20 protein-coding genes, 1 pseudogene and 1 riboswitch are annotated in these 19,986 nt (G+C 40.1%); of the genes and pseudogenes, 17 read left to right on the forward strand and 4 right to left on the reverse strand.

The features are described from left to right. Nucleotides 1-171: 171 nt before the first annotated feature. The 3 genes from ACYSNU_RS01275 to ACYSNU_RS01285 all read left to right on the forward strand — a co-directional run bounded on the left by ACYSNU_RS01275 (nt 172) and on the right by ACYSNU_RS01285 (nt 2,419). Entirely contained in the window at nt 172-846 is a 675-nt protein-coding gene (locus tag ACYSNU_RS01275; protein WP_461735416.1) for a response regulator transcription factor, read from the forward strand. Next, the gene (locus tag ACYSNU_RS01280; RefSeq protein ID WP_461735417.1) at nt 843-1,889 is read left to right on the forward strand and encodes a HAMP domain-containing sensor histidine kinase; all 1,047 of its coding nucleotides are present in this window, start codon (nt 843-845) and stop codon (nt 1,887-1,889) included. The genes ACYSNU_RS01275 and ACYSNU_RS01280 overlap by 4 nt, the downstream gene beginning before the upstream one ends. Before the next feature lie 233 nt (nt 1,890-2,122). Beyond that, nucleotides 2,123-2,419, forward strand: coding sequence for a hypothetical protein (locus tag ACYSNU_RS01285; RefSeq protein ID WP_461735418.1), 297 nt, complete (start codon nt 2,123-2,125; stop codon nt 2,417-2,419). A gap of 252 nt (nt 2,420-2,671) precedes the next feature. Here ACYSNU_RS01285 and ACYSNU_RS01290 read toward each other — a convergent pair whose 3' ends face one another. Both ACYSNU_RS01290 and ACYSNU_RS01295 read right to left on the reverse strand, forming a co-directional pair. Further along, complete coding sequence (locus tag ACYSNU_RS01290; RefSeq protein ID WP_461735419.1) at nt 2,672-3,115, reverse strand: zeta toxin family protein; 444 nt, start codon at nt 3,113-3,115, stop codon at nt 2,672-2,674. Next, complete coding sequence (locus ACYSNU_RS01295; protein WP_461735420.1) at nt 3,099-3,296, reverse strand: hypothetical protein; 198 nt, start codon at nt 3,294-3,296, stop codon at nt 3,099-3,101. Before ACYSNU_RS01295 ends, ACYSNU_RS01290 begins: the two co-directional genes overlap by 17 nt. A gap of 525 nt (nt 3,297-3,821) precedes the next feature. Here ACYSNU_RS01295 and ACYSNU_RS01300 point away from each other — a divergent pair. The 13 genes and pseudogenes from ACYSNU_RS01300 to ACYSNU_RS01360 all read left to right on the forward strand — a co-directional run bounded on the left by ACYSNU_RS01300 (nt 3,822) and on the right by ACYSNU_RS01360 (nt 17,561). Then, the gene (locus ACYSNU_RS01300; RefSeq protein WP_461735421.1) at nt 3,822-4,832 is read left to right on the forward strand and encodes an aldose epimerase family protein; all 1,011 of its coding nucleotides are present in this window, start codon (nt 3,822-3,824) and stop codon (nt 4,830-4,832) included. Nucleotides 4,833-4,849: 17 nt separating this feature from the next. Then, entirely contained in the window at nt 4,850-6,007 is a 1,158-nt protein-coding gene (locus tag ACYSNU_RS01305; RefSeq protein ID WP_461735422.1) for a galactokinase, read from the forward strand. Between the two features lie 20 nt (nt 6,008-6,027). Beyond that, nucleotides 6,028-7,023, forward strand: coding sequence for a UDP-glucose 4-epimerase GalE (galE, locus tag ACYSNU_RS01310; RefSeq protein ID WP_461735423.1), 996 nt, complete (start codon nt 6,028-6,030; stop codon nt 7,021-7,023). Between the two features lie 83 nt (nt 7,024-7,106). Then, on the forward strand, nt 7,107-8,585 hold the full coding sequence (gene galT / locus ACYSNU_RS01315; protein WP_461735424.1) for a UDP-glucose--hexose-1-phosphate uridylyltransferase: 1,479 nt from the start codon (nt 7,107-7,109) through the stop codon (nt 8,583-8,585). A 32-nt stretch (nt 8,586-8,617) separates the two neighbouring features. Further along, nucleotides 8,618-9,598 carry a LacI family DNA-binding transcriptional regulator gene (locus tag ACYSNU_RS01320; RefSeq protein ID WP_461735425.1) on the forward strand — a complete coding sequence of 327 codons (981 nt, stop codon included), beginning with the start codon at nt 8,618-8,620 and terminating at the stop codon, nt 9,596-9,598. Between the two features lie 68 nt (nt 9,599-9,666). After that, a complete protein-coding gene (locus ACYSNU_RS01325; protein ID WP_461735426.1) occupies nt 9,667-10,311 on the forward strand; it encodes a DUF6891 domain-containing protein in 645 nt (214 codons plus the stop codon). 193 nt (nt 10,312-10,504) lie between these two features. Then, nucleotides 10,505-11,410, forward strand: a complete 906-nt coding sequence (locus tag ACYSNU_RS01330; protein ID WP_461735427.1) for an ABC transporter ATP-binding protein — start codon at nt 10,505-10,507, stop codon at nt 11,408-11,410. Next, nucleotides 11,403-13,004 (forward strand): ABC transporter permease, encoded by a 1,602-nt coding sequence (locus tag ACYSNU_RS01335; RefSeq protein WP_461735428.1) that lies wholly within the window; start codon nt 11,403-11,405, stop codon nt 13,002-13,004. The genes ACYSNU_RS01330 and ACYSNU_RS01335 overlap by 8 nt, the downstream gene beginning before the upstream one ends. 4 nt (nt 13,005-13,008) lie before the next feature. Next, on the forward strand, nt 13,009-13,647 hold the full coding sequence (locus ACYSNU_RS01340; RefSeq protein WP_461735429.1) for a TetR/AcrR family transcriptional regulator: 639 nt from the start codon (nt 13,009-13,011) through the stop codon (nt 13,645-13,647). 302 nt (nt 13,648-13,949) lie between these two features. Further along, complete coding sequence (locus ACYSNU_RS01345; protein ID WP_461735430.1) at nt 13,950-14,378, forward strand: hypothetical protein; 429 nt, start codon at nt 13,950-13,952, stop codon at nt 14,376-14,378. A 197-nt stretch (nt 14,379-14,575) separates the two neighbouring features. After that, nucleotides 14,576-15,904 (forward strand): C1 family peptidase, encoded by a 1,329-nt coding sequence (locus tag ACYSNU_RS01350; RefSeq protein WP_461735431.1) that lies wholly within the window; start codon nt 14,576-14,578, stop codon nt 15,902-15,904. A gap of 400 nt (nt 15,905-16,304) precedes the next feature. Next, the gene (locus tag ACYSNU_RS01355) at nt 16,305-16,715 is read left to right on the forward strand and encodes a GNAT family N-acetyltransferase (RefSeq protein ID WP_461735432.1); all 411 of its coding nucleotides are present in this window, start codon (nt 16,305-16,307) and stop codon (nt 16,713-16,715) included. A gap of 196 nt (nt 16,716-16,911) precedes the next feature. After that, nucleotides 16,912-17,561: pseudogene (locus ACYSNU_RS01360) on the forward strand (MIP/aquaporin family protein). A gap of 71 nt (nt 17,562-17,632) precedes the next feature. Here the strand turns inward: ACYSNU_RS01360 and tenA are convergent. Both tenA and ACYSNU_RS01370 read right to left on the reverse strand, forming a co-directional pair. After that, on the reverse strand, nt 17,633-18,310 hold the full coding sequence (gene tenA / locus ACYSNU_RS01365; protein ID WP_461735433.1) for a thiaminase II: 678 nt from the start codon (nt 18,308-18,310) through the stop codon (nt 17,633-17,635). Between the two features lie 78 nt (nt 18,311-18,388). After that, a riboswitch (TPP riboswitch) is annotated at nt 18,389-18,490 on the reverse strand. A gap of 220 nt (nt 18,491-18,710) precedes the next feature. Further along, nucleotides 18,711-18,971 carry a hypothetical protein gene (locus ACYSNU_RS01370; protein WP_265455702.1) on the reverse strand — a complete coding sequence of 87 codons (261 nt, stop codon included), beginning with the start codon at nt 18,969-18,971 and terminating at the stop codon, nt 18,711-18,713. Between the two features lie 269 nt (nt 18,972-19,240). Here ACYSNU_RS01370 and ACYSNU_RS01375 point away from each other — a divergent pair, with 269 nt between their 5' ends. Continuing rightward, nucleotides 19,241-19,981, forward strand: a complete 741-nt coding sequence (locus ACYSNU_RS01375; protein ID WP_461735434.1) for an acyl-ACP thioesterase domain-containing protein — start codon at nt 19,241-19,243, stop codon at nt 19,979-19,981. Nucleotides 19,982-19,986: the final 5 nt, after the last annotated feature.

Here is a 19,986-nt window from a genome sequence, read left to right on the forward strand (position 1 = left end):
CGACATTGGCAATTTTTCTGGTGAATGGGCTGATAATAGGCAATCATTATTAACTGTTTGTGAACAGCAGGCTAATTTTTCAATAAAAGACTTCACAGTTAGTTAATAGAAGTTGCCTATATTTAGTATAATGAGAATAAATCTTGCGACAGGCAAACAGGATGTGAAAAGATGATTACAATTTTAATCGTAGAAGATGACGAAAATTTGAACGCATTGTACCAAAGCGTTTTAAAGACGGCTGGGTTTAAAATTCTCTCCGCCAATAATGGCGAAGAAGCGCTGACCGTTTTAGAGGAGCACCATGTTGATTTAATTATCACAGATATTATGATGCCGGAAATGGATGGCTTTGAGTTGGCCAAGGAGCTGCGGCAAAGCGGCTTTGAGCTGCCGATTTTAGTTATAACCGCCAAGGAATCCTATGAAGATAAACGCAAAGGCTTTGGCATCGGCGTAGATGATTATATGGTCAAACCGATTGATGTCAACGAAATGGTCTTGCGGGTAGAGGCGCTTTTACGGCGGGCCCGAATTGCCCACGAAAAAGAACTCGCAGTGGGAAAGACCTTGTTAAACCAGGAGACCTATGAAGTCACAAAAGGCGAGCAGGTGACCGAGCTGCCGCAAAAAGAGTTTTTACTTCTATATAAGTTGCTGTCTTATCCCAATAAAATTTTTACCCGCCAGCAGTTGATGGAAGAAATTTGGGGGATGGATACGGATACTTTGGAGCGGACTGTCGATGTCCATGTCAAACGGCTAAGAGATAAATTTGCCGACAGTGATGATTTTGAAATCATCACGATTCGTGGTCTCGGTTATAAGGCGGTGCAAAAGATATGAAAAAGAAAATTCATTCGCAGCTGTGGATTTATTTTGCCTGCATAATTTTTGGCATGCTGCTCTTAACCGCCTGTCTGCTGTCGTTAGTCGGAGCTTTTCTTTTTTATTTTAATGTGATTGGCGCCCATCAGGACCGGCCGCTATTCTTTTTAATTTTCTTTTTATATGTAACGGTGATTGTAGCCACCGGTGTCTCCATTTTAGTGGCTCGTAAAATTCTGCGGCCTATCACCAATCTCAGTGAAAAAATGGGCCAAGTGGCGAAAGGGGACTTTAGTATCCAAGTCCCTGAAGGCTATAAAATTACCGAATTGGAGCAGCTTTCCCATGACTTTAACAGCATGGTGCGGGAATTAAACAGTATTGAAACACTGCGAAGTGATTTTATCGCCAATGTTTCCCATGAATTTAAGACACCACTAGCAACAATTCGCGGGTATGTGCAGCTGATTCAAAATCCGAATTTAGCGGAAGAAGAGCGGCAGGAATATATTCAGCGGATTTTAGATGGCACGACCCAATTAAGCCATTTGACGGAAAATATTTTAAAAATTAGTAAGATCGAATCTCAGGGCGTTATTTTGGAGCAGGAGCCGTTTCGTCTGGATGAACAAATTCGCAATGTGATTTTATTTTTAGAGCCGGAATGGAATGCGTTGAATATCGACTGGGAAATTGAGCTGCCAAAGGTGACTTGTGTGGCCAATGAGGAAATTATTTATCAAGTCTGGTTGAATCTTTTAGAAAATGCCATTAAGTACAGCGCCACTGACGCCCAAATCAGCGTCAAACTATTGGAGAATCAAAATGAAATTTTAGTGCAGATTGAAGACAACGGGGTGGGAATGTCACCGGAGATTCAAAAACATATGTTTGATAAATTTTATCAAGGGGACACGGCTCATAAAGCCAAAGGAAATGGCTTGGGTTTAGCTTTAGTGAAGCAGATTATTGATTTATATCACGGAAAGATTTCTGTTGAGAGCTTAGAAAATCGTGGGACATTGATGCAGGTCTGGTTACCAAAACAGGTGACAGAATAGGAGCATAGCTTGTTAATAAAAAAATCCGCATTGTACTCTTCTGAGATTGATTTGCCAAGCGTGGTAAGAAGTCTTTAAAGAAAGCCAAGAATCTTTAAGTTAACTTAATGATTCTTTTCAAAATTTATACTTTTTGTTCATAAATAGTTAATTAATTTGCTTTAAAGTAGTCTCATAGCAATAAAACAACTAATCAAACAAGCAACTAAATCTACTGGATAAAGGTGATTTATATGAAAGAGATAAAAAAAATTTATTTTATCGAACAAACTAAAAGTATTGAGGGCTCATATATTGAAATTGATACAGTAAGTGTTGCTGAAACGGAAGCCGACGCTGTTATAGAATTTGAAAAACTTGCCAGTGGTGATTGCGAAAAATCCTTTGGCTATACGTTAAATGAATATGAAATCAGTGCTGAACCGACTTTCTTCCAACGCCTAATCGCCTCTTGGAAAAAATTACCAGCTGATTTCTACCGGAAAATGCAGGTCATTACCTTCCGCCCGATTATGGAGTTTCAAGCATAGACATTAACGGTCGCAAACTTAACTTAATAACTGAATAAACAGGAACTTGGCGTCTTAGAGATAAGGCGCTATTTTTTTGTCTTTTGGGTTTGTTAGTCAATTTCTATGTTAAATCCAGTTCGTTTTCCGTTAACCAAGCAATCGAAGATAGTTGGTTTATCCTTACAATCTTGTTTTCCTGATAAAAAACCTCGCGAAAAATTTCGGTGTTGTCAAAGAAAATTACAGTGTCAGCCAAAGGTACAAGCTGAATTAAATTTTCAAAGACTGATTATAGCGTTTTTTTATGAGTTCAATGGGAATCCCATGCCCGCCTTTTGATACTCGTGCGGCAACACGTTGAACAGCTATCTCGGATGAGTCAAGACCTACGTATAGTAAAGTAATGTGATAACCCAAACTTTTGGCTTTTTTTATTCTATTTTGATGCCCCACTACTGACCCTGAGAGGGTTGTTTCTTGGTGAAAGGCGGACCTACTTTTAAAGGCCTTATCCATCAGTTTAATTAGAGTACGCATTGCTTGAAAATTATCAGCCGTACTCCGCCAATCTCCACCAAATTTTTTTAATTCTTCATCTGCGTTAATTCTGATTGTGTCTTTAAAAAGCTCAGGATATGCTTGATATAAAGTAGATTTGCCGGCACCATTTGTGCCGGCAACTAGGATGTATTTTAATTTATTTGACCTTCTCATAGTACAAAATCTCTTTTTTCAATGATTTCTTTTTGCTGTTCTTGTAGTTTTTATTAAAGAAATCTAAAAAAAATGACCTTTCTTCTGGTTCGGTTGCATTTAGTGCCAAATCCTGCAAAGTAGCCAAATCTGCTTCTTTAATTAATTTAAAAGACATTAATAAATCTTGTTTGGTAGTCATTACAAAAATCCTCCCCGTATTAAAGTAATAGTCTTAAAAGTATTTTTAGAGTTTTCTGATTGTTCTAATTTTTGCAAGTAGCATACAGTTCGAGGTATTAATTCTGCTAAATCACTTTAATAGCTAATTCAAGATGAGCTATTTACCTACCTTAATTTTACAATTAAAGCACATAATTCCATAGTAGTAGTTAAAAACTTTAAAGATACCTTAACTTCATAACTAGTTGTAGTCTGGCTTACGTTTTATCAGTGTTGAACTAATTTTAACCTGTCTTTACCGATTCTGGTCTGAAGTAGCAATTTCTGATTTTAACCTGACAGTGTTTCTTAACCAGATGATTCCTACAATTTTGCTTAAATATCAGCAAGCAACTAGTTACGAAAGCGGTCGTCTACCAATTTTCCCACCACTAATTTTTCAAAACAAATCGCAACTCAGTAATAAATTTACTAAATATTTTACTTTTCTATTCCAAAATCAAAACAAATGATTTATAATGAATGCATGAAAGGGGATACAGAGATGGCGATTACAACGACAAATTTTGGTTCTGAAAAAGCAAAACTTTTAACACTGGAAAATAATAATGGCATGCAGGTGGCAGTGAGTAACTTCGGTGCTCGCATTGTGAAAATTATTGTGCCGTTAAAGGGCAAAGCCACAAATATTGCCTTTGGTTACGAAAGTGATGAAGCCTACTTGGCAAATGATCCTTATGTAGGAGCAATTGTTGGGCCGGTGGCTGGGCGTATCAGTCAGGGTGAAACAAAAATTCAAGGTGTCACTCATCAATTTACCACCAATGAAAAAGGCAGCACTTTGCATGGCGGTCCTGATAGCTTGGAAACATTTTATTGGGATTATCAGGTGAAGGAAGAAAAAAATTCAGTAAAATTTTATGTAACAGTGCCGGACGGATTTAATGGTTTCCCCGGACCAATTTATTTGCAGGTCAAATATCAATTGACGGAAGACAATGAATTAAAGATTCAATATCGGGGGACGACTGAAAAAGCGACTCTGTTGAATCCAACCAATCATGTATATTTTAATTTAAACGGCGATTTCAAACAGCCGATTGACAATCATCGCATGGAGCTTTTGGCGGATCAATTTTTAGAATTACAGGAAGATAACCTGCCAACTGGTAAAATCTTGGATGTTGCTGGGACTTCTTTTGATTTTCGCAAGGGTGCAGCCTTCAAACAGGGCTTTGATAATGATTTCCCACAAAATAAACTGGCTAATGGTTATGATCATCCATGGCTTTTGAATAAAGCAACGACACCTCAAGTCAAGGTTTCGAATGAAGATGGCAGTTTGCAAGTGGAGTTGACCACCGAAGAAGATTCAGTAGTGATTTATACCTACAATTGGGGAGCTGACCCAATTGATTCGATTGCAACTCACGGCGCCTTTACGTTGGAAACACAAGGCCTGCCGGATGCAAGTAATCACGAAGGCTTCGGTGAAATTGAATTGGCGGCAGATGAAACATTTGAAAGTCATACGACATTCAAATTTATCTTTTAAATTTGGAGGAAACAAAAATGGAAAACTTAAAAAAAAGATTTACAGAAGTCTTTGGCGTTGAGGCCACCGGTGCTTATTTTGCACCAGGCCGAATTAATTTAATCGGCGAACACACTGACTATAACGGCGGCCATGTCTTTCCAGCTTCTATCACAATCGGCACTTATGGGTATGCCCGCAAAAACGGTAGCCAAAAAATCCGCTTTTATTCAGAAAATTTTGCGGCGCTGGAGGTGATTGAAGTCCCTTTGGAAAATTTGGATTACCGCAAAGAGGATAATTGGACGAATTATCCTAAAGGAATGGTCAAATATTTACAAGAAGCCGGCTACCAAATTGACGAAGGCTTTGATGTATTGTATTACGGCACTATTCCTAATGGCGCTGGGCTTTCATCATCAGCATCGATTGAATTGTTAACCGGCGTTGTCTTGAAGGATTTGTTTAATTTAGATGTCTCAATGCTGGACTTAGTGAAAACTGGGAAAAAAGTCGAAAATGAATTTATCGGTGTCAATTCTGGCATTATGGATCAGTTTGCGATTGGCATGGGCAAAAAAGATATGGCGATTTTATTGGATACTAATACCTTGAAATATGAATTAGTACCGGCCGCCTTTGGGGACTATGTGATTGCCATTATGAATACCAATAAGCGTCGGGAATTAGCGGATTCAAAATACAACGAGCGCCGCAGTGAATGTGAAGAAGCGCTGAAACGCCTGCAAACCAAACTTGATATTCAAAGTTTAGGCGAATTAGACGAAGCAACATTTGAAGCCAACACAGCTTTAATCGGCGATGAAGTCTTAATTCGTCGGGCAAAACATGCAGTCTATGAAAATCAGCGGACTTTAAAAGCTAAAGCTGCTTTGCAGGCGGGAGATTTAGTTGAGTTTGGCCAGCTATTAAATGCCTCCCACCAATCTTTAAAAGATGATTATGAAGTAACCGGCATCGAATTGGATACATTAGTGGCCAATGCCCAAGCTCAGCCCGGTGTATTGGGAGCCCGCATGACAGGGGCTGGTTTTGGCGGCTGTGCCATCGCCTTAGTAAAGGAAAGTGAATTAGACAATTTCACAAAAGCAGTTGGAGCTGCTTATGAAGAAAAAATCGGCTACAATGCTGATTTTTACAAAGCCAATATCGATGATGGTGCCCGCAAATTATAAAAAATCTACGAGGTGAAAAGATGACAGTTTTAGTCTTAGGCGGAGCCGGTTATATCGGTTCCCATGCAGTTGATCAATTAATCGAAAAGGGATATGATGTCGCCGTCGTGGATAATTTATTGACCGGCCATCGAAAAGCCGTCCACCCAGATGCTCGTTTTTACGAAGGCGACGTGCGGGACAAAACTTTTTTAACAAGTGTCTTTAAAAAAGAAAGTATTGAAGGCGTCATCCATTTTGCGGCTAGCTCTTTAGTGGCGGAATCTGTAGCGAATCCCTTAAAATATTTCAATAACAACGTGTATGGTATGGAAATTTTATTGGAAGTCATGCAGGAGTTCAATGTTAAGCACATTGTCTTTTCCTCCACCGCTGCAACTTATGGCGAGCCGAAGGAAATGCCGATTAAAGAAACAACACCGACCAATCCAAAAAATCCTTACGGCGAAAGCAAGCTGATGATGGAAAAAATGATGAAGTGGTGTGACGGTGCCTACGACATGAAGTTTGTTGCCTTGCGCTACTTTAATGTGGCTGGTGCAAAAGCCGACGCTTCGATTGGCGAAGACCATACGCCTGAAACTCATTTAGTACCGATTATCCTGCAGGTGGCGTTAGGTCAGCGGGAAATTTTACAGATTTTCGGAGACGACTATGACACTCCTGATGGGACTAATATTCGTGATTATGTCCACGTCGAAGATTTAATTGCCGCCCATATTTTAGCTTTGAAATATTTAAAGGCTGGCAATGAAAGCAATACCTTTAATCTCGGCAGCAACAACGGCTACTCTGTCAAAGAAATGTTAGAGGCAGCCCGCAAGGTTACCGGCAAAGAAATTCCGGCGAAAATTTCGCCACGCCGGGCAGGGGACCCCAGCGCTTTAGTGGCCTCTAGCGAAAAGGCCAAAGAAATTCTAGGTTGGCAGCCGAAATACACGAGTGTGGAAGATATCATTGCCACGGCTTGGAATTGGCATGTCAGTCATCCTAAAGGCTATGATGATCAAAAATAAGCTTTAAAACTTGCCAGTCGCTGGTTTCAGTTGGCTGGCTTTCTTCAATAAAACTGGAATTGAAAATAGAGGAGTCGTGAGAAATGACGAGTCAAACAGTCAAACAATTTGTAACTTACGCCATTGAAAACGGCGGCTGGATGGAAATGGACCGCCTATATCTACAAAATCGTGTGATTGCCTTAATCGGTGAACAATCCTTAGCTGATGAGCCTTTAGAAAAAACTGAGCGGCCAGCTGTCGAGCTTTTAGATGAACTAATTGCCACCGCTAAAAAAAATGACGCTATTGAAGACGCGCAATGGGCGGTGGATATTTTAGAAGCTCAACTGATGGACCTTTTAACACCGCCGCCTTCTGTTGTGAATGCTTTTTTTGCGCAGCATTACGCCAACTCACCACAGGAAGCCACAGACTATTTCTTTGCCCTCAGTAAGAATAATGACTACATCAAAACTCGAGCAATTGCCAAAAACATTGAGTTTCCAGTCGCAACGGCCTACGGTGATTTAGGCATCACGATTAATTTGTCTAAGCCTGAAAAAGATCCTAAACAAATTGCAGCTGAGCGCAACGCTGTTCAGGTCAATTATCCGAAGTGTATGCTCTGTATGGAAAACGAAGGCTATCTCGGCCGGCCCAATTATCCGGCCCGCACCAATCATCGGATTATCCGCATGAATTTAGCCGGTGAGAGCTGGGGCTTTCAATACTCGCCTTATGCTTATTTCAACGAGCATTCGATAGTTCTTTCAGAGGAGCATCGGCCAATGCGAATTGGTCGGGAAACCTTCGCAAGACTTTTGCAAATCATTGAAGTCCTGCCCCATTATTTTGTGGGTTCCAATGCAGATTTGCCGATTGTCGGCGGTTCAATTTTGTCCCATGATCATTATCAAGCGGGGCGGCATGATTTTCCGATGGCGTTAGCACCAATCGAAAAAGAATTTACATTGCTGGGCTTTGATAAAGTGCGGGCCGGGATTGTCAAATGGCCGATGTCGGTAATCCGTCTGCAAGGTGCAGAAATAAACGAGCTAGTCAATGCAGCTGAATATATTTTGGCCAGCTGGAAAAATTACTCGGATGAAAGTGTCAGCGTCAAGGCGTTTTCTGAAGATGGTACGCAGCATCACACCATCACACCGATTGCCCGCAAAAACGGTGAGTTATTTGAATTGGATTTGGTATTGCGGGACAACAATGTGTCCGAAGAATTTCCCGATGGAATTTTTCATCCTCATCAAGATGTTCAGCACATTAAAAAAGAAAATATCGGTCTGATTGAAGTGATGGGCTTGGCGATTTTACCGCCACGTCTTAAAGAAGAGATGGCCGAAGTTGAAAAATATTTACTGGACCAAGAAAATGCATTAGCACAATACCATCACGATTGGGCAGCAGCAATTAAAGAAAAACATGAAATCACACCGGCTAATGTGACTCAGATTTTGCAAGATGAAATCGGCTATGTCTTTTTACGAGTGTTAGAAGACGCTGGTGTTTTCAAACGAGATGCCAAAGGGCAAAACGCCTTTAAAAAATTCAGTGATACTTTATAAAATTCAAAGACTAGCACAAAGGGGGGAATCAAGTGGCGACAATCAAAGATATTGCCGACCAAGCCGGCGTTTCTTCAGCGACGGTTTCCCGCGTTTTAAATTATGACGGCACAATTTCGGTTTCCGAAGAGACCAAGCGAAAAATTTTTGAAGTAGCAGAGGCTTTAAATTACACCAAGCATCAAAATAAGCGGGCGCCCCGTGAAACCAGTTTTCAATTGGTCCAGTGGTACAACGAGGCCGAGGAATTAGAAGATTTATACTATTTGGCTATTCGCTTAGGAATTGAAAAGCGTGCCGAAGAGTTAAATTTACAAATTAAACGGGAAAAATTATCGAATCTAAGCGGCGAAAAAGCAGATGGCTTGATTGCTCTCGGAAAATTTGACCAGACCGAAATCCAGCAATTGGAGACTGCCAATGAGCAGCTGTTATTTGTTGATTTCGATGCTACAGAAGCTGGCCATTCCTCTATTTTTGTCGATTTTCAACAAGCGATTCAGCAGGTGATGACAGCCATTCAAGCAAGAGGCTATCAAAAAATCGGCATGATTGCCGAAGCTGAATATACCAAGACGGAACATCAGCTATTAGAGGATTTACGCTATCGCTATTTCAAAGAAGCTTTAGAAAATGTCAATTTATTTAACGAAGAGTGGCAATTGGTTAGTGGTTTTACAGTTGACGAAGGCTATCAGGTGATGAAGAATTTCTTAGCTGAAGAGAAACCATTACCAGAAGTTTTTTTCATCTCCAATGATGCGATTGCCATCGGAGCTTTACGTGCTTTGCAAGAAGCGAAAATCAGTGTTCCCACTGAGGTTGCATTAATCAGTTTCAATGACACTAGCGTTGCCAAATATACTAATCCGGCTTTGAGCACCGTCAAAGTTTATACCGAGTGGCTGGGACGCCACGCTGTCGACACACTGTTGGCCATCAGCGAAGAAAAGCCGCCAGTGCCTTTAAAAATTGAGTTGGGTACGAGCTTTATTCAGCGGGAATCATTTTGAGAATTGTTGGCATTTGTTGAGCAGATAGAACTAGTGAAAATTATTGTAGCTTGAGGGAGGGACTGCGGATGAACAATTTGGATATAGACTTGCAGGAGGAAATCGTTGAGGCGCTGAATTTCACCATCAACAGTGGCTATTTTTCGGTTAGTGAAATTCAAGAACTAGCGACCGAGTATCTAAGTGAGATTTTCGAAGATTATGAATTACCAAAACCATCTGAAGAAACGATTCAGGAAATCATTCAAGCAGTTCAGCAAGCTCATGCAGCTGACAAGCAAATGAATTATTTGCGACTGCGGAAAATTTTCGATCAATTGAATCAGCAAGGCATTATTGCGATTGATTTTGCTGGCTTTGACATCAGTGAAGGACTTGAAGATGTTGGAGAAGTTGTTCGTTTTATGCAAGAGCAGCAGATTCCCCGCCAAGGATATTGCTTTTGCCATCAGCAGGATATTGAACGAGCTTTGGATTCGGAATCTCGCAGGCTATATCTCGCTTTTCACAGTACGAATGGTGACGAGGAGCAGGCCTTACGAGTTGGCGAAAAAATAGTCGAGTTGTTCACCGAAGCAGACTTGCAACCAAGTTGGGATGGTAGTTTAGACGAACGTATTTGTCTTTTAAATTTTGAGTGGGATAAAGTTTTTGATGCAGAGGCCGATTATGGTGTAGAACGGGCCATCCGCATCATGAAGGCAGCTTTTTAATTAAAGGAGCTACCAAAATGATTTTTTCTAAAAATGACTTGTTGCTAAGAAATTTTGATAGACGGAATACTAGAGAAAATGCCCAGTTTTGACTGTCGCTTTTCTCTAGTTTTTTATTTTCAAAATGATTGACCCGTAAGTCATTGACTAGGAAGTCAATCAAGAGTATTGTTAAGCAGAAGAGGTGATCAAAGTGGAAAATATAATTGAGATTCAAGGCTTGCAAAAAAACTTTGGTAAATTCCAAGCACTGAAAAATGTGACTTTTACTGTGGGAAAAGGGGAAGTTGTCGGCTTTATTGGACCAAATGGTGCGGGAAAATCGACGACAATTCGTGTGCTGTTAGGCATGTTGAAAAAAAGTGGTGGTTCAGCGACCATTTTTGGTGAAGATGTCTGGCGGGATGATATGAAAATTCATCCGCGGGTGGCCTATGTGCCGGGGGATGTTTATTTGTGGCCCAATCTAACTGGCGGTGAAATTATTGATTTGCTCTTGCGCTTAAATAATCAGCAGCGCAATGCCGAGACAGAACGTTTGATTAGCATTTTTCAATTGGACACCAAGAAAAAAGCCCGCACTTATTCTAAAGGCAATCGCCAAAAAATTGCCTTGATTGCTGCTTTATCACAGGAGGCGGATTTATATATATTCGACGAACCAACCTCTGGCTTAGACCCGCTAAATGAAAAATTATTTCAAACAGAGGTTTTTAATCTAAAAAAAGCTGGCAAAAGTGTTTTATTGTCCAGCCACATTTTATCTGAGGTTGAAAAAATGTGCGATAAAATTGCGATTATTCGTGAAGGAGAAATTATCGAAAGCGGCGACTTGGCGGAGATGCGCCATTTGACCCGTATGGAAGTGACTGTGACCACTAAAGAACCGATGACGGATCTAGCAGAGCAAAAAGGTGTTCACAAAATCAGCTTCAGTAATGCTGCTGAGACAGAAGCTGTTTTTTCAGTTGATCAAGAAGAAATGACCGGCATTATGAATTATCTTAGCAGTAAAGCGGTCTTGGCCATCACCGCCACACCACCAACCTTAGAGGATTTATTTTTGCGGTATTATGGTGAGGTGTCCGTAGATGCTTAATCATGTGACGGATCTTTTAAAAATCAATCTCAAACAAAATCGGTTTCGCCATCTATTGTGGATTGTGGTGCTGTGCGGCCTTTTTGCGGCGGCTGCGTTAAAATTTAATACCTTGTTCGGTACTCAGACAGATATCGAAGCGATTATTGCTACGCTAAAATTACCGGCAATGGTATCGATGTTCGGTGAATTTACAGCTGAGCCCCCTTACACGACGGCGAATGTTTTTGCGTCAGAAATGTTAGTCTTTATGGGCATGTTTGTTGTGTTCATGAATATTTCGCTAGCCATCGGCAACACACGGGCGCAAGAGGACAGCGGTCTGTTGGAAATGGTTCGCTCCCGTTCAGTGGCTCGTCTATCCCAAGTGGTAGCCACGGGAGTTGAAATTATTTTAATCAATGCTCTTATGGGGCTGCTCTTTTATTTAAGTTTGTTAGCCGCTCGTTTAAATGGAGCCACGAATGCTGGTGATATTTTAATGGGTTGCGTGCTGGCGGCAGTCGGTGTGATGTTTGGTTTTATTGCACTAGTCGTGGCGCAAATCGTCAATAATGCCCGCAGTGGTTATTTTCTCAGCTATGGAATTTTTGGCGTATTTTATTTAATGCGCATGATGACTGATATTGCCAATCCAAAATTCACTTGGCTTTCCCCCTTCGGCTGGCTGCAAAAAACAAAAATATATACAGCAGACAATTGGCTGCCGGTAATTTTGATGTTGTTATTGGCGGCGGTCATGGGGGTATTAGCCCTACAATTGGTAAAAAATCGTGATATCGGCAGCGGCTTAATCGAAAGCCGCCAAGGAAGAGACAAGGCGAGTCGCTGGTTAAATTCTCCGTTGGCATTAGTGCTGCGTTTAGAAAGAAATAGTCTGCTGGGTTGGCTGGTGGGCGGCGTTGTTTTGGGGGCAGCTTACGGTTCGATTTTTAATACTGTAGGCGACATTATCAAAACCAATCCGACTTATGAAGCTTTGTTAGGTGTCGACCAAGTTGATGCTGCCAATCAAGACTTATTATTAAATTTTATCGGCTTTGTCAGTGTGTTTTATGTCATTTTAGCCGCAATTAGTGGTGCGCTAATTGTCTTTCGCCTGGTTAAAGATGAAGATAAAGGCTACTTAGATTTAATCGCCGCTTCGGCAACTTCCCGCACTAGTTTAATTGGTAGTTATTTATTTGTTGGCACTTTACAGGCTGTCTTAGTTTATTTGGCGACTATCAGCGGAACTTTTTTCTCAGGAAATGCTACGCTAGAAAATAAAATACCGCTAAGTTATTTTTGGCAAACTGTGGCTGGCTGCTTACCAGAGGTGCTGTTCTTTTTAAGTATTTCTTTTGTTATTGTTGGCTGCCTGCCTAAATTTAAATTGATTTTCTGGGGCTATTTAGGTCTTAGCGCATTAATCAAATTGTTTGGTCCTTTGCTAAATTTAGCGGACAGCCTAAATAATGTCTCACCTTTTGGCTGGATTGGTAATGTGCCTTTTGAAGAGCTCAGTCTCTTGCCAATTCTTTTAATATTAGTGGCTGTGATTGGCTGCTTGATTCTCGGCTTAATTGGCTACAATCAAAGGGATAAGGGGTGAGGAGATGGCAGAAGTCCAAAAAGATCCGGAAAAAGAAGCCGCCATGCTTTTGGTGAGCGCCGAATTATTTGGTCAAGCTGGTTTTAGAGAGACCAAGACAGAGGCCATCGCCAAAGCTGCCGGCGTTTCAAAAGGTTTAGTCTTTCATTATTTTGGCAATAAAAGCCAGTTGTATCTGGCAACTTATGATTATGTCACAGGTTTCTTTTATGACCATTTAGATTTATCAGTTTGGCAAAAGGCCAATGATTTAATTGAGATGGTGGTGGAATCTACGACTTATAAAATCCAATTGCAGCTGGATTTTCCAATTCAATTTCAATTTTTAATGCGAGCCTATGGGGAGATGAACAGCTTACCTGAGTCGCTGAAGCTAGCATTGACTGAACGACTAGCAGCCGATGTTTCAACAAGTCTGGCCTTGGTGGAGCCTTTAACCGCTAAGCTTCCTTTGAAGGAAGGAATCAGTCGAGAAGAGGTCAATGATTTGCTGAATTTGATTTTAGCTGCTGAAACCCAACGCATTCAAAAAGAATTGGCTCGACACCCTGAATGGCGAACCGTCGAAGATTTAGCGCCGATTATTCAGCGTTTACGGCGAGAATTAACGATTTTACAATTTGGTTTTATGCCAGAAGATTAGCTAAAGCTGCTCCCAATTTTGATGGGAGCGGTTTTTCTTTTTTTTCAGAGACAATAAAAAAATAGAAAAGCCGTGATGTTATCCTAGGGGCGTGTTATTAAAAGCAAAAATTTTAGATAAAGTTGTTTTGAATTCCTTATTTCATAACGATTTTTCTGGGGTCTGGAAAGATGGCTGTTTTTTTATTTTGTTATCTTTTTATATTTCTTTTTTATGATAAAATCTGTCTGACAATCAAAAAACTAATACTTTCATTCAATCTGAGTAAAATAAAAGTATAAAGAAAAAGGAGGTAAAAAGTTATGAGAGAATCATTTGTAGTCAATCCAACTTTAGTCAAACGTCTATTAGAATCAGATGTTAGCAGCAATGAAATTGCCCGCCACACTGGCGTTAATCAACAGGAGATTCGCAGCTACCGCACAACCGAAGCCCAAGCTCCATTGAAGGATTTAACAAATATGCGCTTGAAATTGGCTTTTACTTTAACTAAAGAAGCCAAACGCCAAAAAATTCGGACCCATGACACGGTGTTTTATACAAAGGATGAAATTTGCGACGCTTTAAACAATGTGGAATTAAGAATTGATGAAGCAGAGGAAGAAGAACGGAAGATTAAAATCCTCACCTTAAAAAATGCCCGCAAATATGCGTCTGATGAAAATAAAATTGGTATTATTCGTTTAGGACTGTTAATGAAGGCTTTAGATGAGACTGAATATATTGAGTAAGGCATTATCGAATGTATTTACCCATTAAGGCAGAGAAACTGTTAATCGCAGTTTTTTCTGCCTTTTTGTATGCAGTAAATGATTGAAATCTTTTAACGCAAAGAGTAAGATGAAATGGTATAAAGCCAGACGCAATCAAAAAAATTCGGTAAAGACTGGCAATCAGTAGTTCACGAAAATTGAGAGGAATGGAAAAGATGTCAGAAATTAAAAAAGAATTAACAGCTGGCTTCGCTGCTGCGTTTGCCAAAAATGACAAACAAACTGCCCTGCAAAGAGCTGTCGTCAAAAATGGAATCAGTGCTAGCGGAGAAACTTTAGAAGGCAACGTCAATAACGTGCCGGTATTTTCAACAGATTTAGCGACTGGTAAAGTTGCTAATCAAATGCAATCTGGCCGTTGCTGGATGTTTGCGGCATTGAATACTTTCCGCCACAAAATGATTAACAGCTTTGACTTAAAAGACTTTGAGTTATCGCAAAACTATACTTTCTTTTGGGACAAATATGAAAAGGCGAATTACTTCTATGAAAATATTTTAGCGACTGCCAAAGAGGAATTAACTAGTCGCAAGGTTGCCTTTTTACTGGCAACTCCCCAACAAGATGGCGGCCAATGGGATATGATTGTGGCCTTATTCCAAAAATATGGCGTCGTGCCAAAAGCTGCTATGCCTGAAAGCAAAAATAGTTCAAGCTCACGGGATTTGAACAACTATTTAAATAAATTATTACGTAAAGATGCCGTTGCCTTGCGGACATTAGTTGCAGATGGTGCCTCTAGTGAAGAAATCCAAGCTACCAAAGAAAAAATGCTAGAGGGCGTTTATAATTTCTTGGCAATTTCTTTAGGCACACCACCGGAAACCTTCGACTTTGAATACCGGGATGCCGATAAAAATTATTATTTAGATCGCGGCTTAACACCGAAGAGTTTTTATGATAAATATGTTGGCGTTGATTTGGATCAATATGTCAGCATCATCAATGCACCAACTGCCGATAAGCCTTACAACAAATCCTACACAGTGGAAATGCTTGGCAATGTGGTCGGCGCTAAAGCTGTAAAATATCTGAACGTTGATATGAGCACTTTTAAAAAGCTAGCGATTGCCCAACTGGAACAAGGGGAATCCGTTTGGTTTGGTTGCGATGTCGGTCAATCTTCCAAACGTGATACTGGTATCATGGCGTTAGATGCCTATGACATGAACAGCCTTTTTGACACTAGCTTCACGATGACTAAAGCGGACCGTTTGGATTATGGTGAAAGTTTGATGACCCATGCGATGGTCTTGACTGGTGTTGACATCGTTGACGGCCAATCAACTAAATGGAAAGTTGAAAATAGCTGGGGTGAAAAAGTCGGCGACAAAGGCTTCTTCGTAATGAGCGATGCTTGGATGGACGAATACACCTATCAAATCGTTGTCCGTCGAGAATTTTTATCTGACGAGCAACTGGCAGCCTTTGATGCCAAACCAACTGTTTTAGCACCATGGGACCCAATGGGAGCATTGGCGTAATAAGGTTTTTGAACCCTAGTAAAGAAAAAGGGCCAAAAAAGGGCCAAATTTATAAAATGATAGACCTGTTAAAACTCAGTTTTGAGCTTTAGCAGGTCTTTTTATTAGAAATTGAAATCAGCGACAAATATTGTTTCAGAGCCCTTTGGAAAAATGAACTTGCATTTTGACTTAGATTACAAGGGCCGATGATTTCCGTTTCAGTTGACCGGATTTTCGTTTGCTTAGTTCGTCGTTGTCAGAAATTTTTTTGGTGTTGAGCACTAAAACGAGCAAACTAACTTAACACTTCATTTCCAAGACACGCATGTACTATCTTTAAATAAAAACTGCTTTATAAATTCAGATTGGAGTGTTTTTTATCTTATATCTAAAAGAAATTACCGAAGAAAATTGGCGTGTGGTAGCAAATTTGTCAGTAACAACTGACCAAAAAAATTATATCGAAACAAATAAAGACTCTTTATTAGAAGCGGCTTATGACAAATCGCTTAATTGGCTTCCTCTAGCTTTGCAAGATGGTGAAATCATTGTTGGCTTTGCGATGGTGGGGGCTTTTGATGAAAAAACGAAGACAATTTGGCTTGACCGCTTGATGATTGATCAAAAATTTCAGCATCAGGGTTACGGCCAAAGATTTATGAAAAAATTACTTGATTACTTGCAACAAAATTGGTCTGTAACTCAGATTCTTTTAAGCGTTCATCGGGAAAATAAAAAAATTTTTCAATTTTATGAAGCGACTGGTTTTGTGAATACACATCAAGTTGATCCGGACAATGGAGAAATTATTATGGTCTTGACCTGCTAAGTATTTTTTGTTTATCAAAAAAATGTTATATTTTCTCATTTATTTAAAAGAAACAGAAAAAGAAAACGTTCGCTTTTAATTACTGTTTTAAAGATAATTTAAAACGCTTTCTCAAAGACTTATCCTTTAATTTTTTCTAAAACTTGTGTTATATTAACTCTGCAATTATTTCAGTTTAAGAAAAGGTGTGGAAGCGATGAGAAAGTATTTTGCAGAATTTTTAGGAACTTTTATGCTGGTGTTTTTAGGAACCGGCACAGTTGTGATTGCCCAAGGGGATACTTTGGCAATTGGCTTGAGCTTTGGTTTAGCCATCACGATTATGGCCTATGCGGTAGGTGGCGTTTCCGGTGGGAATTTTAATCCGGCGGTCTCAACAGCAATGATGATTAATAAGAGATTGTCAGTCAAAGATGGTCTAATTTATATTGTCGCCCAAGCTTTAGGAGCAATCGCTGCTTCTGGTGTGTTATCCATGTTTATTTCTGCCCTAGGTTTAGAAAGTGGTCAATACGGGCAAAATGATTTTTCAAAAATCAGTGCAGGAATGGCTTTCTTAGTGGAAGTAATCATTACCTTCTTATTTATTTTTGTTATCTTAATGGTCACCAGTAAACAATTTGGTAATGCGCAAATGGCACCAATTGCAATTGGTTTAGTCTTAGCCTTTTAATTATTGTGGCCTTGAACTTAACTGGCGGCTCTTTAAATCCCGCAAGAAGCTTAGGACCAGCATTGTTCGCCGGTGGTACAGCTCTCAGCCATTACTGGGTCTTTTTATTGGCTCCATTAGTTGGCGGTGCACTGGCAGCTTTGGCTGGTAAAGCAATGGGCAGTGAAGAATAAAAAAATTTAACCAAAGAAAAGTGCCCACAAAAGTTAGCATTCAAGACTAACTTCTGTGGGCACTTCTTTTATTAGTGTGAGCTTTTTTCTGATAACCAAGTTTCGCCGGTGAAGGCCATCTCCCAAAAAGCTAGCTCGTATTCTTTGGAAAGAATAAAGTCCTCTTTAATTTTGACTTTTTGCTGGTCAGTTAAAGCAGCAGCCAATTCATCCATTAAGTCAATCATCTCTTGTGTTGAAGTTTGGAACCAATCACTGGCATAGGTCGCCAGCCAATTTTGATAAATTTTGGGTGCCGGTTGCGCTGTGGCATAGGTCTTACCGATATCTGCATACAACCAATAACACGGGAGAATTGCCGCAATCGTGTGGGCCAAGCTGCCACTCATGCTGGCACGATAAAGGTGCGAGGTATAAGCATAAGCCGTAGGAGCCGGTTTCAATTCTTGCATTTCCTGCTTGCTGATATTCAAAATTTCTGCGTGCTCCTGATGGACAGTTAACTCAGCTTCAGCAGTCAGCTTGGCTTTTTCGGCCAAGACAGCTGTCAGAGTAAAATCCTCGGCTTGTGAAGCAGCAATGGCATGGATTTTACCGTAATGCTTAAGATAATAAATGTCCTGCAAAATATAAAATTTAAACTTTTCCAGAAGCAAATCACCGTGAACAATTCCTTTTACAAAAGGATGATGTAAACTTTTTTGCCAACTTTCTTCTGTTGCCAAGCGCAATTCTTCAGTAAATCTCATAAAAAAAATCCTCCTCAAGTCCTTCTAAAGACGTGACGCAGGATGGTATGTTTAATTCAGCTAAAGATAGACCCTCAGCTTGCTTAAACTCTACTTCCCTCCGCTGGTCCTAACCAGTTCAGGTTCTAAGGGTGCTAAACTTTTGTTTATCTCAGCCCGCAGGCGCCCCTAGTAGAAATTTTTTTATTTGTCTTGCTAAATAATATGCTAACAGATGTCAGATTGAAGTCAAGAATAAGCAAAAAAATAAACCGCTAGCTGCGGTGGTTATCTGGAGGAAAGCCGTTTTAAAATTTTTGAAACTTTACCAATCTTTGAAGATCGATAAAGTGAAAAATTAGAAATGGTTTCTCAAGATAGGCCAACTGTTTGCTAGCAGTCTATAAAATAAGTGCAAAAATTAATCTTGTTTTGGTGCTTTTTTCTTAAATAAAACAATCGTGAAGACTGCTAATAATGCTAACGTTAAGAAAATTAAGCTGATATCCACTTTGGCAGACATAAAGCCTAACACTGCGGAACCGATAATTCCGATAAAAGAGCCGATGATACCAAATTTTTGCAAGCCGTTTAACTGATCCATCACATCACGGAAACCAACTACAAGGCTAACGGATGCAGCAAAGGCAATAATTCCTAATACAATATGCAAGAAAATCATTTTCTCCCTCCTCTCCTTGTAAAAGAATAGCAAACAAATCATATTTATCGAAACAATCTGCTTCAACAGTGAAATAAAAAGATTTTGCAGTTGGCAAAAAGCGACCGGACGAGATTTAACTAGCACTAACTTTGAAATCCTTTCAAAAATAGTTGCAAAAGCGATAATTTTTTTCGGATTTTCTTTTGATAGTTTCCTAGATTTGCTAAAATGAATTGAAGCTTTAGTTTTGTCGCAAAATTTGCGATTAGGAAAGAGGAGGCAGGTTTGTGGCTAAAAAATATACAAAAGAGCATGAAGTAACCTTTTATGAATGTGATGTCAATCAGCAGATGACCTTTCCAGCACTCTTAAGTGTTGCCGTCAAGGTTTCAGAAGATCAGAGTGCGTTGTTTAATCGAGGGAATGAATATATCCATCAGCTGGGCTTAGGTTGGGTAATTACCAATTATCAAATTGCTATCACAAGAATGCCGACAGTCGGCGAAGTTTGCCAAGTTACTACGGAGGCCAAAGAATACAATAAATTTTTCTGTTACCGTAGCTTTTGGTTTCATGATGCGGCTGGCAATGAGCTGGTGGCAATTGAGTCGGTGTTTGTCTTGATGGACATGGCAGCCCGCAAAGTGACTAGTGTGCCGGATGAGGTCATTGCCCCTTATGAAAGCACCAAAGTAAAATCAATTCGCCGATTTCCCGCAATTGAAAAGGTGGAGACAGGAAAGACGCTACCGTTTCGGGTCCGTTTTTACGATATTGACAGCAATCATCATGTCAACAATTCAATTTATTTCAATTGGATGATTAACGCACTGGACTACCAATTTTTAGTCGAGCACCGGCCGCTGAGCGTCAATATCCGTTTTGATAAAGAGGTTGAATATGGTGCGACGGTGGACAGCTTAGTGGAAGTTGTTGAAAAAGAAGGTCAGCTTTTGACCCGCCATGAAATTCGGTTGGGGGCCGAGCTTTGCTGTGAAGCGAATTTTATTTGGGAGCCAATAAAATAAATAAA

It is taken from the genome of Enterococcus sp. LJL120 (assembly GCF_054871765.1).

Excerpts from the sequence above, each read along its gene's own strand:
- galE (WP_461735423.1), top strand. The coding sequence starts at position 6,028 with ATGACAGTTTTAGTCTTAGGCGGAGCCGGTTATATCGGTTCCCATGCA.
- ACYSNU_RS01370 (WP_265455702.1), bottom strand. The coding sequence starts at position 18,971 with ATGATTTTCTTGCATATTGTATTAGGAATTATTGCCTTTGCTGCATCC.
- ACYSNU_RS01280 (WP_461735417.1), top strand. The coding sequence starts at position 843 with ATGAAAAAGAAAATTCATTCGCAGCTGTGGATTTATTTTGCCTGCATA.
- ACYSNU_RS01285 (WP_461735418.1), top strand. The coding sequence starts at position 2,123 with ATGAAAGAGATAAAAAAAATTTATTTTATCGAACAAACTAAAAGTATT.
- ACYSNU_RS01295 (WP_461735420.1), bottom strand. The coding sequence starts at position 3,296 with ATGACTACCAAACAAGATTTATTAATGTCTTTTAAATTAATTAAAGAA.
- ACYSNU_RS01275 (WP_461735416.1), top strand. The coding sequence starts at position 172 with ATGATTACAATTTTAATCGTAGAAGATGACGAAAATTTGAACGCATTG.
- galT (WP_461735424.1), top strand. The coding sequence starts at position 7,107 with ATGACGAGTCAAACAGTCAAACAATTTGTAACTTACGCCATTGAAAAC.
- ACYSNU_RS01345 (WP_461735430.1), top strand. The coding sequence starts at position 13,950 with ATGAGAGAATCATTTGTAGTCAATCCAACTTTAGTCAAACGTCTATTA.
- tenA (WP_461735433.1), bottom strand. The coding sequence starts at position 18,310 with ATGAGATTTACTGAAGAATTGCGCTTGGCAACAGAAGAAAGTTGGCAA.
- ACYSNU_RS01335 (WP_461735428.1), top strand. The coding sequence starts at position 11,403 with ATGCTTAATCATGTGACGGATCTTTTAAAAATCAATCTCAAACAAAAT.
- ACYSNU_RS01350 (WP_461735431.1), top strand. The coding sequence starts at position 14,576 with ATGTCAGAAATTAAAAAAGAATTAACAGCTGGCTTCGCTGCTGCGTTT.
- ACYSNU_RS01340 (WP_461735429.1), top strand. The coding sequence starts at position 13,009 with ATGGCAGAAGTCCAAAAAGATCCGGAAAAAGAAGCCGCCATGCTTTTG.
- ACYSNU_RS01305 (WP_461735422.1), top strand. The coding sequence starts at position 4,850 with ATGGAAAACTTAAAAAAAAGATTTACAGAAGTCTTTGGCGTTGAGGCC.
- ACYSNU_RS01300 (WP_461735421.1), top strand. The coding sequence starts at position 3,822 with ATGGCGATTACAACGACAAATTTTGGTTCTGAAAAAGCAAAACTTTTA.
- ACYSNU_RS01325 (WP_461735426.1), top strand. The coding sequence starts at position 9,667 with ATGAACAATTTGGATATAGACTTGCAGGAGGAAATCGTTGAGGCGCTG.
- ACYSNU_RS01290 (WP_461735419.1), bottom strand. The coding sequence starts at position 3,115 with ATGAGAAGGTCAAATAAATTAAAATACATCCTAGTTGCCGGCACAAAT.